The 15,253-nt window shown below is 71.0% G+C and carries 13 protein-coding genes and 1 riboswitch; of the genes, 9 read left to right on the forward strand and 4 right to left on the reverse strand.

Annotated elements, in window-relative coordinates:
• Positions 1–8 precede the first annotated feature (8 nt).
• The 4 genes from BJ982_RS03620 to tenA all read left to right on the forward strand — a co-directional run bounded on the left by BJ982_RS03620 (position 9) and on the right by tenA (position 2,963).
• Positions 9–575 carry an ATP-binding protein gene (locus BJ982_RS03620; protein ID WP_184876536.1) on the forward strand — a complete coding sequence of 189 codons (567 nt, stop codon included), beginning with the start codon at positions 9–11 and terminating at the stop codon, positions 573–575.
• Between the two features lie 355 nt (positions 576–930).
• Positions 931–1,617 carry a MerR family transcriptional regulator gene (locus tag BJ982_RS03625; RefSeq protein WP_184876539.1) on the forward strand — a complete coding sequence of 229 codons (687 nt, stop codon included), beginning with the start codon at positions 931–933 and terminating at the stop codon, positions 1,615–1,617.
• Between the two features lies 1 nt (position 1,618).
• Positions 1,619–2,059 (forward strand): PIN-like domain-containing protein, encoded by a 441-nt coding sequence (locus BJ982_RS03630; RefSeq protein ID WP_184876541.1) that lies wholly within the window; start codon positions 1,619–1,621, stop codon positions 2,057–2,059.
• Between the two features lie 97 nt (positions 2,060–2,156).
• A riboswitch (TPP riboswitch) is annotated at positions 2,157–2,267 on the forward strand.
• On the forward strand, positions 2,259–2,963 hold the full coding sequence (tenA, locus tag BJ982_RS03635) for a thiaminase II (protein ID WP_184876543.1): 705 nt from the start codon (positions 2,259–2,261) through the stop codon (positions 2,961–2,963). (Overlaps the previous riboswitch by 9 nt.)
• Positions 2,964–3,068: 105 nt before the next feature.
• Here the strand turns inward: tenA and BJ982_RS03640 are convergent, their stop codons facing one another.
• Positions 3,069–4,190: a magnesium and cobalt transport protein CorA gene (locus BJ982_RS03640; RefSeq protein ID WP_184876545.1), complete on the reverse strand. Its 1,122-nt coding sequence runs from the start codon at positions 4,188–4,190 to the stop codon at positions 3,069–3,071.
• 396 nt (positions 4,191–4,586) lie between these two features.
• Between BJ982_RS03640 and purD the strand changes: the two genes are divergently transcribed.
• From purD to BJ982_RS03665, 5 genes are all read left to right on the forward strand, one after another.
• Positions 4,587–5,819: a phosphoribosylamine--glycine ligase gene (gene purD / locus BJ982_RS03645; RefSeq protein WP_184876547.1), complete on the forward strand. Its 1,233-nt coding sequence runs from the start codon at positions 4,587–4,589 to the stop codon at positions 5,817–5,819.
• A gap of 148 nt (positions 5,820–5,967) precedes the next feature.
• A complete protein-coding gene (locus tag BJ982_RS03650; RefSeq protein ID WP_184876549.1) occupies positions 5,968–7,014 on the forward strand; it encodes a hypothetical protein in 1,047 nt (348 codons plus the stop codon).
• A 153-nt stretch (positions 7,015–7,167) separates the two neighbouring features.
• Positions 7,168–8,439, forward strand: a complete 1,272-nt coding sequence (murA, locus tag BJ982_RS03655) for a UDP-N-acetylglucosamine 1-carboxyvinyltransferase (RefSeq protein ID WP_184876551.1) — start codon at positions 7,168–7,170, stop codon at positions 8,437–8,439.
• 421 nt (positions 8,440–8,860) lie between these two features.
• Entirely contained in the window at positions 8,861–10,108 is a 1,248-nt protein-coding gene (locus BJ982_RS03660; RefSeq protein WP_184615749.1) for a GTP cyclohydrolase IIa, read from the forward strand.
• Between the two features lie 565 nt (positions 10,109–10,673).
• Positions 10,674–11,612 carry an EamA family transporter gene (locus BJ982_RS03665; protein WP_184876553.1) on the forward strand — a complete coding sequence of 313 codons (939 nt, stop codon included), beginning with the start codon at positions 10,674–10,676 and terminating at the stop codon, positions 11,610–11,612.
• On the opposite strand, the gene hisC is transcribed toward BJ982_RS03665, so the two are convergent.
• From hisC to BJ982_RS03680, 3 genes are all read right to left on the reverse strand, one after another.
• Positions 11,599–12,657, reverse strand: coding sequence for a histidinol-phosphate transaminase (gene hisC, locus BJ982_RS03670; RefSeq protein ID WP_184876555.1), 1,059 nt, complete (start codon positions 12,655–12,657; stop codon positions 11,599–11,601). The two genes, BJ982_RS03665 and hisC, sit on opposite strands and share 14 nt — an antisense overlap.
• A gap of 78 nt (positions 12,658–12,735) precedes the next feature.
• The gene (locus BJ982_RS03675) at positions 12,736–13,398 is read right to left on the reverse strand and encodes an NUDIX hydrolase (RefSeq protein WP_184609117.1); all 663 of its coding nucleotides are present in this window, start codon (positions 13,396–13,398) and stop codon (positions 12,736–12,738) included.
• 39 nt (positions 13,399–13,437) lie between these two features.
• Positions 13,438–15,246: a DUF4434 domain-containing protein gene (locus BJ982_RS03680; RefSeq protein ID WP_184876556.1), complete on the reverse strand. Its 1,809-nt coding sequence runs from the start codon at positions 15,244–15,246 to the stop codon at positions 13,438–13,440.
• Positions 15,247–15,253 lie beyond the last annotated feature (7 nt).

Raw genomic sequence — 15,253 nt, forward strand, 5'->3', positions numbered from 1 at the left:
AGTCTTCCATGCCGCTTCACGAGAGCGTCGCGCCAGAGCCCTACCCGGGGATATGGCCACTGATCGCCCTCCACCTCGCCCCCCAGGACGAGGACATGCCCGCCAAGGCGTCCGGCCGCCTTCAGACCACCGTCGAATCTCTGACCCCGGGGTTCGCGGCACGCCGCGCGCGGGCGGTGTTGAGAAGCCATCTGCTGAAGGCACAGGTGAACGAGGACGACGCCGCCGAGATGGAGATCGTCGTGGCGGAACTCGTGGCCAACGCGGAGCGGTACGCCGCTGAGCCATACGAACTGCGCATCGTCAGCGACAGGGACGTCCCCATCTGGTGTGACGTGGTAGACGGAAGTCCCGGCCTCCGGGTGGTGGGGCAACTGCTCGGCCGCCTTCGTGCTTCAAAGGCCGCCGACCTCCCTTCGTTGGAAGAGAACGGTCGCGGCCTGTTCCTGGTCCACCGGTTGTCAGGAGGACGGTGTGCCGTCTATCCCGCAGCCACGTCTCGCAGCCGAGCCGCAGGTAAGGCAGTCGGGTTCGCTCTGCCTGTGGGCGACGGAATCGTTTGCGGCAGTACGTGAACAACCGCATCAGATGCTGCACCCCGCGTCGCGAGCCGCCAGGAGGGCGAAGCCCCGAATCGGGGGGTCGAAGGGGGGCGGAGCCCCTCCTGGGAAACACAGCCCGAGCCGGAGCGCCCCCCGGGCGCGGAGGCGAGGACCTTTTCGGGGATGCGGGGTTTGTGGGGTGTCGTATCGGATGGGCTGTACGGGGCCAGGGGCGGAGTATGCTCTGGCGTTCAGCGGATTTTTCGGTATTGCGGGATCACATCGTGTTTGGGAGGGGTCGGCGCGTATTCTGCGGTCAATACGTGCAGGAAAACGGAGACAAGGATGTCGTCTCGTCATATCCTCCACTTCGAGGGAGTGATGATTCATGAGTGATATTCAGGTCCTGGCGCGGCGGGTGATGAGCGTGCGGGAGGCGGCGCGGCAGCTTCGCATACCGCCGACCACCCTGCTCCACTGGCTGGAAGGGGAGGAACGGCAGGGCCGGTTCTATCCGCCGGTGCTGCGCGAGCAGCCCACGGGCGCCACGGACGTCACCTGGGGGGAGATCGTGGAAGCCCGCTATTTGCGCGCGTATCGGCAGCGCAACGTGTCCATGCAGAAGCTGCGCCCCTTCATCGCCCTGCTTCGTAGCGAATTCGGGGTTCCTTACCCGCTCGCGCATTTCAAGCCGTTCGTCGATAATCGACGACGGTTCCTGCTGGAAGTTCAGGATCGGTTGCATATTCCGGGTTCCCTGCGCATGGTGTATCAGGTGGACGACGATCAACTCGTCCTCGATCACCGGGTCGTCGATTTTCTGGATCGGGTCGACTTCAACGAGACCGGCGAGCGTGAGGCTCAGCGCATCCACCCCCTCGGAAGGAGTAATCCCGTGGTGATCGATCCGCTGCTCTCCTCGGCAGCGGCGACCGTTCAGGGCGTGCGTACCGAGGTACTGGCGGAGCTCGCGGACGCCCAGGTGCCCGTCGAGGAGATCGCCGACGACTTCGACCTGCCCGTCGCCGCCGTCAAGGCCGCCCTGGCCTTCGAGTGGTCCGCGGACGCCGCCTGAGATGCCGAAGCCGGTCACCCCCCGCTGGTACGTGGATGCCGACACCCTTGGGCTCGCCCACATTCTCGTCCGGGCTCGTCGCGACGTGACGTTCTGCGGCGACGACGGCCGACGCCACAGCAAGCAGTGGACGACGAGCCCTTGCGTCATCCAGGACACCGCGACGGCCGACGACGTCTGGATCCCGAAGGTCACCGCGGCGGGCCTCGCCATCCTCACCCGGGACAAGCACATCGAGAGAAGGACGGCGGAGAAGGACGCCGTGCTCACCGCCCGCGCCCGGATGTTCGCCATCACCTCGGAGGAAGTCCTCGACGGCTGGGGGCTGCTGGAGGTCGTGGTGACACAGTGGCGTCACGTGGAACAGGCCGCGGAGAAGCCGGGCCCCTACATCTACGCGGTCACCCGGTCGGGCATGCGCGAGATCTCCCTGACGTCCTGACCGTTCCGGGGATTCTCATGTTCGTCCGCTCACGCCACGGTCCGCACCCGCGGGTGATGGCTTGCGGGGTGGGCGCTGGGGCGGGGTACGCTTCGGGTGGACGGAACGCGGGAGCCTGGCGCACCGGGCTGAGAGTGTGGCTGTTCGGCCGCAGACCGCTCGAACCTGACCGGGTCATGCCGGCGTAGGGAGCTTTTCCATGGAGACATCCGGGTCCATCACCGGTACGTACCAGTCGTCGCGGTCGTTCAGTGAGGAACTCTGGGAGGCCATCACCCCCATCTACACGGCCATACTCGACCACCCGTTCATCACGGGGCTCACCGACGGCACGCTGCCGCACGACGCCTTCCGCCACTTCATCGTGCAGGACTCGCACTACCTGCGGGAGTACGCCCGCGCGCTGGCGCTGTGCGCGGCGAAGTCGCCCACCGAGGACGACGTGCGGGCCTTCGCGCAGGACGCGGTGGGCGCCATCGCGGCCGAGCAGGAGATGCACGCCGAGTTCATGTTCCAGCTCGGCGGGTCGGCCGAGGAGGCCGAGAAGGCTCCGGTGGGGCCGACCACCCGCGCGTACACGAGCTACCTGCTGGCCACGGTGTACGGCGGGTCGTTCCTGGACGGTCTCGCCGCGGTGCTCCCCTGCTACTGGATCTACGCGCGGGTCGGGACGGCGCTGCTCGCCGAGTCGTCCCCGGACGCGTTGTACGCCCGCTGGATCGCCACCTACGGCGACCAGGCGTTCCAGAGCGTGGTGCGCCGCGTGGTGGAGCTGGCGGACCGTACCGGGGCGGAGGCGACGCCGGCCCAGCGCGCCGCCGCGCTGAGCCACTTCGTCACCACGTCCCGCTATGAGTGGATGTTCTGGGAGGCGGCGTGGCGGCAGGAATCATGGCCCGTGTGAACCATCCCAAATCGTTTTGGGCCGTACGAAAAGCGTCTTGACCGGCCCTGACAACCTCTGGCCTGCGCGAACGCGCGGCGATGCCCGTCGTGAGAGCGGACGCCTTCACAGCCAGCTGTTGCGCCGGAAGCCCCGGTAGAGCAGCGAGCACACGACGAGCATGACGCCGATGACGACCGGATAGCCCCACATGTCGTGCAGGCCGGGCAGGCGGTCGAAGTTCATGCCGTAGATGCCGGCGATCATCGTGGGAACCGAGATGATGGCCACCCACGCGGAGATCTTGCGCATGTCCTCGTTGGCCAGGGCGTTGGACCTGGCCAACGCGGCCTGCAGGATCGAGTTGCAGAGCTCGTTGGAGGACTCGACCTGCTCGCAGACCCGGGAGAGGTGGTCGACGACGTCGCGGAAGTACTCGCGCATCTCCGAAGGGATCATGCGGCGGGTGGGAAGCGCGTTGAAGGGGGTCTGCAACGGGGTGACCGCGCGCTTCATCTCGATCATCTCGCGCTTGAGCTGGTAGATGCGGCTGATGTCGCGGGAGCTCACGTCGGCGAAAACGGTGGCCTCGACCTCTTCGAGCTCGGCCTGCATGAGGTCGGCGACGGAGAGGTACTTGTCGACGACGTGGTCGGCGATGGCGTGCAGCACGCCCGAGGGTCCGCGGGACAGCAGCTTGGGCTTGTCCTCCAGGCGCTTGCGCACGTCGGCGAGGGGAGAGTGCCCGCCGTGGCGGACGGTCACCACGAAGTCGGCGCCGACGAAGATCATGATCTCACCGCTGGCGATGATCTGACTGCCGGCCCTGGGGTCGTCGTCGAGGTAGGCGAGGGTCTTCAGCACGACGAACAGCGAGTCGCCGTAACGTTCCACCTTGGGGCGCTGGTGTGCCTTGATGGCGTCCTCGACGGCGAGGGGGTGCAGGCCGAAGACCTCGGCCAGCCAGCCGACCTCGGAGGCCTCGGGCTCGTAGAGGCCGACCCAGACGTAGGCGCCGCCGAGTTCGGAGGCGGCGTTGTGGTCACGGACCAGCCCGACGGCCTCGGGGATGCCGTCCGCCTCCACCCGCTTGCCGCCCACGTAGGCGCCGAACTCGACGACCGAGTCGCTCGGGGGTACACAGGGGCCGCTCACCTGGCGGAGCCGGGAGCCGGGACGGCGCAGCGCCACTTCAGGGGCGGGGCGCTGGTGCAGGTTGATCCGCTGGAAAAGAGTGGACGAGCGCATGGAAATCCCTTCCCGCCCGACCTGGGGAAAACCGCGCGCACGGCAAAAGGGGATGCGGAAAAACCGCGAAAAAGTAGTTTGGGCGCGAAGCTCTCAGTCGGACACCGAGTTGGAGTGGTCGGGGTTGCGCACGAAGCACGTGCGCGAGCACGTACTGCTGGGATCACCAGATGTCATCCCGATTCCACCTCCAATCGGCCGAGAGACGGTCCATAGCTGGCCCAACCTATCACAGCCGGGCCGACCCCCCTAGCTTACAACGCGCATACGGTTCTGATCATGAATAACGGTGCAAAACACCACCGCTATTCCGTGACGACCCGGGCACGGACCTCTCTCCCGCCCCGCTCCCCGTCGCGTGACGGCGGCCCCGGACGCGCCCCGTAGACTCCCCACGTGCGCGTACTTGTGATTGGTTCCGGGGGCCGCGAGCACGCGCTGTGCCGCGCCCTCGCCCTCGACCCCGCGGTGTCCGAGCTGCACTGCGCCCCGGGAAACGCCGGCATCGCCGAGGTGGCGTCCACGCATGCCGTGACACCGGCCGACCCCGGGCAGGTCACGTCGCTGGCCACGCGCCTGCGCGCGGACCTGGTCGTCGTCGGCCCCGAGGCCCCGCTCGTGGCGGGCGTCGCCGACGCCGTGCGCGCCGCGGGCATCCCCTGCTTCGGCCCCTCCAAGGAGGCGGCCCGCGTCGAGGGCTCCAAGGCGTTCGCCAAAGAGGTGATGACGGCGGCCGGAGTGCCGACCGCGGGCGCGCGCGTGTGCGTCACGCGGGAGGAGGCCGAGGCCGCGCTGGACGCCTTCGGCGCGCCGTACGTCGTGAAGGACGACGGGCTCGCGGCGGGCAAGGGCGTCGTGGTCACCTCCGACCGCGAGGAGGCGCTGGCCCACGCCGCGGCCTGCGAGCGCGTGGTCGTGGAGGAGTTCCTCGACGGGCCCGAGGTGTCGCTGTTCGCGCTGTGCGACGGCGCCACCGCCGTCCCGCTCCAGCCCGCCCAGGACTTCAAGCGCGCCTACGACGGCGACAAGGGCCCGAACACCGGCGGCATGGGCGCGTACACGCCGCTGCCGTGGGCGCCGGAATGGCTGACCGAGCGCGTCATGGACGAGGTCGTGCTGCCCACCGTCCGCGAGCTGGCCCGGCGCGGCACGCCGTACACGGGGGTGCTGTACGCGGGGCTGGCGCTGACGTCCGCGGGGCCGAAGGTCATCGAGTTCAACGCGCGCTTCGGCGACCCGGAGACGCAGGTCGTGCTCGACCGCCTGGAGACGCCGCTCGCCGGGCTGCTGCTGGCCTGCGCGACCGGCGCGCTGGCCGGCGAGCCCGCGCCGCGGTACCGCGAGGGGGCCGCGGTGACCGTCGTGGTGGCCGCGGAGAACTACCCGGCCGACCCCGTCAAGGGCGACCGCCTGGAGGGCCTGCGGACGGCGGCGAAGGACGCCTACGTCCTGCACGCGGGCACGGCCCTGGACGCCGGCGGCCACGTCGTCTCGGCGGGCGGCAGGGTGCTCAGCGTGGTCGGGACGGGCCCCGACGTCGCCGCCGCGCGCGCCGCCGCCTACGCCCTCGTGGACGGCATACGCCTGCGCGGTTCGCACCACCGCACCGACATCGCCGCCCTGGCCTAGAAACGCGCCTGGAGCAGGCTCAGAACGCTTCTACGGCGCTTCCCCGGCCCGGCGCGCCCGCGACGTCCGTGTCGCGGATGAGGCGGGTGTGGTGGCGCGCGGGCCCGGCAGCGGCGATGATCCAGGAGAGGCGAGCCTGGAGGAGCGCATGACTGCCGAGCCCGCGGTGCGGGAGAGCGAGACGCCGAAGGTTCAGGACGACCGCGAGGCCCTGCGCTGGCCGGGGGTGTGGCGGGTGACCGTCACCTCGCGCGGCGCGGACGTGCGGTCCGACGCCGACCGCGCGCTCGCGGCCCGGCGGGGCGAACCGGGCACGGCGGAGCTGCACGCCTCCATCGTGCGGCAGCTCGACGCCGCCCATGATTACGCGACGCAACGGCAGGGCTGGCGCCGGTGGCTGACCGGGCAGGCCATCGAGGCCGCCTGGGCCAACCTGTACGGCGCGACCGTGATGCTGTTCGGCCTGCTCCCGGCCGCCGAGCTGGCCTCCAGGGCGCCGGAGGCGCTCGCCGTCGGCCGCGCCTACCTGCCCGCGGACGACGCCCGCCTCGCCCAGCTCGCGGCACGCGTCGCGGCGGGCGACGTCGGCGAGGCCGATCGCGGGCTGGTGCAGTCGGTGCTGCGCGCCGCGTACGCCACCGCCGGGATCGAGAGCGGGCGGGTGCGCAGCTTCCGCAACATGCTGCTCGGCGGCGTCGCCGCGCTGACCGTCATCACGGCGGGGCTCGTCGCCGTGGGCGCGATCTGGCCGTCGGCCATCCCCATGTGCGGGAACGGCACGCTGCTCGCCAGCCTGGGTCCGCGCGAGGGCATCCGCGTGTGCCCGGCGGGGGCGGGCGCGCCCTCGCACGGCGACGTGCCGCTGGTCGCGCTCATCGGCATGCTGGGCGCGGCCCTGGCCACCGCGGCGAGCCTGTCCACACGCTCGGAGCTGACGACGCGCTACTCGCTCGCGGTGGCGCAGAACCTGCTCAAGGCGCCCGCGGGCGTGGCGACCGCCATCATCGGCCTGCTCATCCTGAACTCGGGTTTCGTGCCGGGCTTCGCGGGGCTCAGCTCGCAGACCTCGATCCTGGTGTGGGCGATGGTGTTCGGCTACGCGCAGCAGGTGGTGACCCGTATCGTCGATCAGCGCGCCAACACGTTGCTGCACGCCGCCTCTCCGGACACACCTGCGGGAACCCCCGCGAGGTGACCCGCGGGGGGCGCGCCGGGCGGCGGCGTGGGAGCCGCGCAAGTGCGCGGAAACGGCGCGGGCAGGCATCCGGAAACGGCTAATGTGGGCGGATAACTGCGCCGCCGTCCGCGCCTCAGGCGCGTCATTTCTGATATCGAGGAGCCTCATCTTATGGTTCGTTACCGCGTGCGCGGTGGCAACGCCCTGCGCGGAACCGCCTTCATCCAGGGCGCCAAGAACGCCGTGCTCCCGATGATCGGCGCGGCGCTGCTCGCCTCGGAAGGCCGCACGGTCCTGCGCAACGTGCCCATCATCGAGGACGTCCGCCGCGCGGTGGAGCTGGCCGAGGCCGTGGGTGCGAAGGTGGAGCTCCACGAGGCCGAGCGCACGCTCGTCATCGACGCGTCCCGGCTCACGAGCGCCGTCCTGCCCGCCGAGATCGCCCGGCGGTTCCGCGGGTCGGTCCTGTTCGTCCCCGCCCTGCTGCACCGCCTCGGCGAGGCCATCATCGAGGGCATCGGCGGCTGCAATCTCGGCAGCCGCAACCTGGACTTCCACTACCTCGGCTACAAGCGGCTCGGCGCGGTCGTGGACGAGGGCGAGAGCGTCATCCACGTCAAGGCGTCCGGGCTGGCGGGCGCGCCGCTGTACCTCGACACGCCCTCCCACACCGGCACCGAGAACCTCATCATGGCCGCGGCCCTCGCCAAGGGCACCACGATCATCGAGAACGCCGCCCTCGAACCCGAGGTGCTGGACGTCATCGACATGCTCACCAAGATGGGCGCGCGCATCGGCGGCGGCGGCACCGGCTTCATCACGGTCGAGGGCGTCGACGAGCTCACCGCCGTGGAGCACCAGGTCATGCCGGACCGTCTGGACGCGGGCGTGTTCGCGATGGCCGCCGCCATCACCGGCGGCGAGGTGAACCTGGTCGGCGCGTCGCTGGAGCACCTCGGCGTCGTCCGCTGGAAGCTGGAGCAGATGGGCGTCGAGTTCGCCACCGACGGCGCGGTGCTGCACGTCCGGCGCGACCGCCCGCTGCGGCCGATCAACGTGATCACCGACACCTATCCCGGCTTCGCCACCGACCTGCAGTCGCCCATCATGACGGTGGCGTGCCTCGCCGACGGCAACAGCTACATCCACGAGCGCATCTTCGACGGCCGGTTCGCGCTCGCCGGCGAGCTCAACAAAATGGGCGCGCGCATCGCGGTCGAGGACAGCCGGGCGGTGGTCCACGGCAGCACTCCGCTGACCGGAACGGACGTCACGGCGCACGATCTGCGGTCCGGAATCGCGCTCGTCCTGGCCGGCCTGGCCGCGTCCGGCGAGACGGTCGTGTCGCCCGGATATCTCATCGATCGCGGTCACCACGACCTCGCGGCTCGTATGAAGGCGCTGGGAGGAGATGTGGTAAGAGAAATTTCCTCTAGCTCGTGACACCGCCCGTAAACCGCCTCTGACCTGTTCTTATGACCATCTCATCCATACCTTGTCGGCATGGCTGGGGCGCATTCCGGCAAATCCGGGCGTGACATTAGTGCCGCGGCGAGCGATCGTTCCAAAGAGGACTAGACCGGATGGGAGAAGAACCCGTGCCGGGAACGCCGGGAACGCCTACAGGCGGACCGCCCGGCGACCCCGCGCACGGCGGACTCGACCAGTGGATTGGGAGGTCGCGATGCCGGGCGCTCATGGGGCCGGTACACCGGTTCATGGCACCGCGCGGCGGAGCGGCCTCAAACAGAGGTATGGCGGGATGGGACGAACATTGGTCGAGAGGACCGAAGAAACTCCTCGCGGGTCGCGCGTGGGCGCGTCGGCCCCGGACCTGACGATTGGGGTGGTGGGACCCCATGACCTGGTCGAGCGAGTGATGTTAATGGGTCATGCGGCGGCGCCGGTGCCCAGCCGGCTCGTCGCCGCGGCATACCGAGACGAACAGGAGGCCGCTGACAAGGTGGTCCGGCTCGGACCGGGGGTGGACGCGTGTCTGTTCGCCAGCCCCGTCCCCTACGAGCTGGCCAGACGTTCGGGGGTGCTGACGATCCCCGCGACGTACGTGCAGCTCGGAGGTCCGGCGCTCACCGCGGCGCTGGCGCGGGCCGCACTGGACGAGCGCATCGACCCGCGCAGGGTCAGCGTCGACCTGCTCACCCGCTCGGACGTCGAGGAGGCCTACGCCGACCTCGGCCTGCCGACGGCGGGAGTGCAGACACGTGAGGAGCCGGGTGCGACGGGAACCGTCGCGGCCTACCACGAGCGCCTGATCAGGCAGGGCAGCACGACCGGTGCGCTCACCTGCCTGCCCGCGGTGGCCGACCGGCTGACCGCGGCGGGCGTCCCGACCGTAAGGGTGCGACCCACCTCCGCGGCGATCCGCTCGGCGCTGCACACCGCGGCGCTGCTCGGCGCGCACCACCGGCTGGAGGAGTCGCAGCTCACGGTCGTGCTCATCGAGGTGCCGACGTTACGCGAGCCCGTACGGCGGGCCGCACCCAGGTACTGGCGTGACGAGCTGAGGCTTTCTCTGCACCGTCTGCTGGTGCAGGAGGCCAATCGCATGAACGCCGCCGTATGGGCGATCGACGATCACAGCTATCTGGTCACGGCGACGCGCGGCTCGATGGCCGCCGCCACCGACGGCTTCCGTGTCCTTCCCTTCGCCGCGCGCATCCGCGACGAGCTCGGCCTCGCGGTCGAGGTGGGCGTGGGCATGGGCCGGACGACCCACGACGCGGAGACCCACGCGAGGGCCGCCCTGGCCCGCACACAGGCGGGCAAGCAGCCTCAGGGCTTCGCGGTGGACAGAGAGGGCCGCACGCTCGTGCCGGCGCCCCGGATGCCTCCTCAGGCGCCGGGACAGGGCAGGCCGAAGGGCGTGGAGGTCCTCGCACGGCTGGCCGCCAAGCTGGAGGGCGGCGACACGATCGTGGACGCGGAGAGCGCCGGGCGCATGCTCGGAGTGACTCCCCGCACGGCCCGGCGGCTGCTGCGCACGTTGGTCGACGAGGGACTCGCGTGGCCGCTACCGCCGAATCGCACACCGCAGCCGGGGCGCCCGCGCCAGCTCTACCGGCTGATCGTGGAGAAGCTCGGCCCGCGCTAGCCTCCGGCGGGTCATCCGTGTGGGGCGGATGACCCGTGAGGGGCCCTTCGCCAGGGGGACGGCGGGCCGCTCGGCACGAAGGCGAGTGTGACCCGTCCCTGTGGGGGCGGGTGACGAGCTGGTCCAAGGCCGCCCGGGCACGGGCCGCGCCGGCGCGGGCGCGGTCCGTGCCCAGGGTTCCCGCGCGCCCGTGTCAGGGGCCGGGTACGGCCGCGCGCCCGTGTCATGTCCGGCGTTCGCGCGCCCTCGTCGCGGTACGTGTCCGGCGTTCGCGCGTCCGCGGCATGGCCGTTTCGGTCGCGATTTCGAAAGTATTGACGGTATCCCGGCCCGACCTGCCCGGGAGCCGGCGAGGACGGCCGGCCCACAGGCTGTGGATAACTTGGCGCGAGGCCGCACACGCCGCATTCCTCTACCTAGATGCGAAAATGTAATGTTCAGGTGTCGTGACGAAGCCGGTTATCCACATCCATGTGGACAAACCTGTGGTACTACGACGCGCCTCCTACACCTGGTCCGAAACCCGCATGAATCCAAGCAGGGTGGGCCGATATCGTCATGAGTCATGGGGCAGAACACTCGTGACGTCAGAGTCTGGGCCGCGCTGGGGATCGTCTACGTCGTGTGGGGCTCGACCTACCTCGGCATCCGGATCACGATCGAGACCATTCCCCCGATGCTGAGCGGCGGCGTCCGCTTCGTGCTGTCCGGCGTCATCCTCGGCCTCCTGCTGGCGCTCCGCCGGGGCCGCGGCGTCTTCCGCATGACGCGCGCGGAGTTCCTCGGCACGTCCGTGGTCGGCGTCCTCCTGCTGACGGCCGGCAACGGCATGGTGTCGGTGGCCGAGCAGTACATCTCCTCGGGCCTGGCGGCCCTCCTGGTGGCCTCCGTGCCGCTGTGGCTGGTCATCTTCCGCGTGGTGGCCCGCGACCGCCCACACGCGCTCACGGTGACCGGGGTGCTCATCGGGTTCTGCGGCGTCGCCGGCCTCTCGCTGACCGGCGGCGGCTCCGGCAGCGCCGCCGGCGTCGTGATCATCCTCTGCGGCGCGCTGGCCTGGGCGGTCGGCTCGTTCCTGTCCGGCCGCCTCCCCATGCCCAAGGACCCCTTCGCCGCGAGCACGGTCGAGATGCTCGTGGGCGGCGTGGTGATGCTCGCCGTCAGCCCCGTGCTCGGCGAGCACGTCGACGTCGGCGCCGTCGGCACCGGCTCGTGGGTGGCGCTCGCCTACCTGGTGCTCGTCGGCTCGCTGGCCGGCTTCACCTCGTACGTGTGGCTGCTCGGCAACGCGCCCATCTCGCTGGTCGCGACCTACGCGTACGTCAACCCGGTCGTGGCGGTGGTCCTGGGCGTGGTGGTGCTCGACGAGAGCGTGACGGCGCAGATGTTCGCCGCGGGCGCCGTGATCGTTCTCGGCGTGGCCCTGGTGGTGTCGACGGAGCGGCGCGGCCGGCGCGCGGGGAACGCGGCGCCGGCCGGGGAGGCCGAGCTCAGCCGGCCCTGAACCGCGCGGCGGCGTCGAGGAAGGCGTCGTTGGCCTCGGGAGAGCCGACGGAGACGCGCGCCCCCTCGCCCAGCGGGCGCACGGCGACGCCGTCCACCGCGCAGTGCTCGGCGAACTCCGCGGTGCGCTCGCCGAGGCGCAGCCACACGAAGTTGGCCTCGGTGGGCGGCACCGCCCAGCCCTGGCCGAGCAGGGCCTCGCGCACGCGGGTGCGCTCCTTCACCACGGTCTCGACGCGTTCGAGCAGTTCGTCCTCGGCGGCCAGCGAGGCGATCGCCGCCGCCTGCGCGATGCTGTTGACCGCGAACGGCACCGTCGTCTTGCGCACGGCCGAGGCGACCGGCTCCTGCGCGACCAGGTAGCCCACGCGCAGGCCCGCGAGCCCGTACGCCTTGGAGAACGTGCGCAGCACCGCGACGTTCGGCCGGTCGCCGTACAGGCCGAGACCGTCGGGCACGTCGGCGTCGCGCACGTACTCGCGGTAGGCCTCGTCCAGGACGACGAGGACGTCCTCGGGCACCCGGTCGAGGAACGCCGTCAGCTCGGCGGTCCGGTTGACCGTACCGGTGGGGTTGTTGGGGTTGCACACGAAGATCATGCGGGTGGCCGGGGTGACGGCGGCGGCCATCGCCTCCAGGTCGTGGGTCTCCTCGACCAGGGGGACCCGGACCGACGTGACGCCCGCCAGGTCGGCGAGCAGCGGATACGCCTCGAAGGAGCGCCAGGCGTAGATCACCTCGGCGCCCGGCTCCCCCACCGTCTCGAAGAGCTGCTGGGCGACCGTGACCGATCCCGCGCCGAGCGCGATGTGCTCCTGCGGCACGCCGAGACGCGCCGACAGCGCCTCGGTCAGGCCCACGCAGGCCGGGTCGGGATAGCGGTGGATCTCGCGCGCCGCGGCGGCGACGGCCTCGACCACCGAGGGCAACGGGTCGTAGGGCGACTCGTTGGACGACAGCTTGAAGGACCGGCCGTCGGCGGAGACCACGGCCTTCCCCGCCCGGTAGGCGGGCAACGCATCGAGAATCGGGCGGAAACGCGGCATGGCTTTACCCTACGACGAGCGGCCGGGACGGCGAACGGCCCGCCCCCGCCCGACATTTCGGCCGTCAGCCACCCAGGGTCAGCCCGCCAGCCGCAGCATCGGCGGGTGCAGCAGCTCGGCCGGGCCCCGCCGGTACAGCATCGCCGGACGGCCACCGTCTCGGGTGGTGGTGCGCCCCGTGGGCACCAGGAAGCCGTCGGCCTTGGTGACCTTGCGGTGGAAGTTGCGCGGGTCCAGGGCGCGCCCCCAGACGATCTCATAGACCCGGCGCAGGTCGGCCACCGTGAACTCCGCGGGGCAGAACGCCGCGCCGAGCGAGGTGTACTCCAGCTTGGCCCCGGCGCGCTCGATGCCGTCCAGGACGATCCTGCGGTGGTCGAAGGCCATGGTCTGCAGCGAGGACACCGGCTGCCAGCTCATGTGGGCCTCGGTCGGGGCCGGCAGGTCCGGCGCGAGGCCCAGGTAGGCGACGCTGACGACGCGCTGGCGCGGGTCGCGGTCGGGGTAGCCGTAGGTGCGGAGCTGCTCCAGGTGGACGGGCGCGCCGGGCAGCCCGGCCCGCTCGGCGAGCACGCGCGCCGCGGCGGCCGGCAGGTCCTCCTCCAGCTGGATGAACCCGCCGGACAGCGCCCAGCGGCCTTCGTAGGGAGGGCGGTCACGCCGCCAGACCAGAGCGCTCAGCTGCTGGCAGCGCACGGTGAGGACGACGAGATCCACGCTGACGGGTATGCGCGGGACCATGGCAGGCACGTTACACCGAGACCCGGGGTGCCGGAGCCGTCACGGCTCGCGGTTGAGGTACACCGGCGCGTTGCTCTGCCGTCCGTCCTCGGATGTCACGTCGACGCGGATCCACGCCCCCGAGGGCACGGACTCCCAGTCGACCGGCACCCACAGCCGCTGGACGCCGGCGGGCAGTCCGGGGATCGGGGTGCGGTCGGACCAGCCGGCCTCCGCGGAGTCCACCGTGCGCGACTCCTCGGCGCCGAACCAGCTCAACGTCACCGTCCCCTCGGCGAGGTTGTAGCCGCGTATCTCGATCCCGCCCTGGATGCCCCGCGACCCCGGCACCACCTGGATGGGGATCGGCCGGTCCCAGTCGCGCTCCACCTGCTCGGCCAGGGTGGGCGAGCCGCAGGTGAAGAAGCTGCTCCACTTGTAGGAGATGATCTTCGAGACGTACGGCCCGGCGAACGCCACGGCCGCGTCCAGGCGCTTCTTGTCGGTGACGCCCCGCTTGCCGCCCGCCTCGCAGGCGCCGTCCCCCTCGGGCTCGAACGCCTCCACGTTGGCCCAGAGCTGCACCTCGTCCCCCTCGGTGCGCAGCTCGGCCAGCGCCTCGGACATCGCGCGATAGTAGTCGCGGGTGGAGCCGTGGTAGGCGTCGCCGTAGGAGGTGTCGCCCACGACCGGCTTGAGGCGGTCGTCCACGGCCTGCCCCTTGAGGTTGGGCCAGTACAGGCCGACCTTGCCGGTGCCCCGGCTGTCCTGCGGGGCGATGATGCCGACGCCCGTGCGGGCCAGCGCCTTGAACCCCTCCTTGACCTGGGCGGGCGTGGCGGTGAACCCCTTGCCTTTGCGCGCGTCGAGGTACGGGCTGATCAGGATCGGCTTGCCGGGCAGCTCCTGCTGGACGATGTCGTGCTGCTGGGCGTACACCTGCAGCGTCGGCACCTTGGCCGGGTCCGGCCATTCCCTGAGCTGCAGCTCGAAGGGCTGGTACACCCCGCCGAGGGAGGCGCGGTCCCGGAAGCGGTCGCCGTAGTCCTGCACGATGCGCCGGGTCAGCGTGGTCAGCGTCCCGATGTGCCGGGGGTCGGCCTTGGTGCTCGCCAGGCGGTCGCGCGGGGCCACCGGCAGGGCGGGGAAGACCTTCATGGCGAAGCGGTCGGCCAGGTCGAGGATCTCGGTGAGGCTGTCCTGCGCGGCGGCCTCGATCAGCACGAGGTGGTAGCCGCGCCCCCGGGAGGTGAAATCGCAGGTCGGGTCGTCCGAGCCGTCGTCGGGGGCGATCATCCGGTAGTACACCTGGTCGCCGATCGGGATCGTGTGCTCCATCTGCGGGCAGCGGAACAGCCCGGGGCCGTACGCCTCGTCGGTGCGGTAGACGTACGTCCAGGTGATGCGGTTGCCGGGGTTGGCGGCCTTGAGCGCCGACTCGGCGGCCTGCACGCAGGTCATGCCGTTCTCCACGCAGGGGGTGTAGCGCGGGTCGGGCTCGGTGCCGTCCACGGTCATCACGCGGCCGTCCTGGTCCACCGGGCGCGGCGACAGCCCGTACCCCAGGCGCACGACGGTGTCGCCGCCGACGCGGTGGATGGCCTGGAGCTGGCTGCGCCACGTGCAGTGGTCGGAGGTCGGCACCAGCCAGTAGCCGGTGACGGCGTACGGGGTGGGGCTGGTCGTGTCGAACGTGCCGCAGGGGTCGCTGAAGACGCTGGTGGACGGCGTGGGGCTGCCCGAGGGCGAGCCCGTGGCGGCGGTGCGCACGCCGCTCGACGGCTCACGGGAGGAGTCGGGGATGACGAGGATCATTGCCGCGACGGCGGTCAGCAGAACCGCTCCCAGGAGCAGAAAGAGGCCGCGCACCTTCAGG

This window comes from Sphaerisporangium siamense (assembly GCF_014205275.1).
Classification (GTDB): domain Bacteria; phylum Actinomycetota; class Actinomycetes; order Streptosporangiales; family Streptosporangiaceae; genus Sphaerisporangium; species Sphaerisporangium siamense.

Excerpts from the sequence above, each read along its gene's own strand:
- BJ982_RS03625 (WP_184876539.1), top strand. The coding sequence starts at position 931 with ATGAGTGATATTCAGGTCCTGGCGCGGCGGGTGATGAGCGTGCGGGAG.
- hisC (WP_184876555.1), bottom strand. The coding sequence starts at position 12,657 with ATGCCGCGTTTCCGCCCGATTCTCGATGCGTTGCCCGCCTACCGGGCG.
- BJ982_RS03665 (WP_184876553.1), top strand. The coding sequence starts at position 10,674 with ATGGGGCAGAACACTCGTGACGTCAGAGTCTGGGCCGCGCTGGGGATC.
- murA (WP_184876551.1), top strand. The coding sequence starts at position 7,168 with ATGGTTCGTTACCGCGTGCGCGGTGGCAACGCCCTGCGCGGAACCGCC.
- tenA (WP_184876543.1), top strand. The coding sequence starts at position 2,259 with ATGGAGACATCCGGGTCCATCACCGGTACGTACCAGTCGTCGCGGTCG.
- BJ982_RS03650 (WP_184876549.1), top strand. The coding sequence starts at position 5,968 with ATGACTGCCGAGCCCGCGGTGCGGGAGAGCGAGACGCCGAAGGTTCAG.
- BJ982_RS03675 (WP_184609117.1), bottom strand. The coding sequence starts at position 13,398 with ATGGTCCCGCGCATACCCGTCAGCGTGGATCTCGTCGTCCTCACCGTG.
- BJ982_RS03630 (WP_184876541.1), top strand. The coding sequence starts at position 1,619 with ATGCCGAAGCCGGTCACCCCCCGCTGGTACGTGGATGCCGACACCCTT.
- BJ982_RS03640 (WP_184876545.1), bottom strand. The coding sequence starts at position 4,190 with ATGCGCTCGTCCACTCTTTTCCAGCGGATCAACCTGCACCAGCGCCCC.
- BJ982_RS03620 (WP_184876536.1), top strand. The coding sequence starts at position 9 with ATGCCGCTTCACGAGAGCGTCGCGCCAGAGCCCTACCCGGGGATATGG.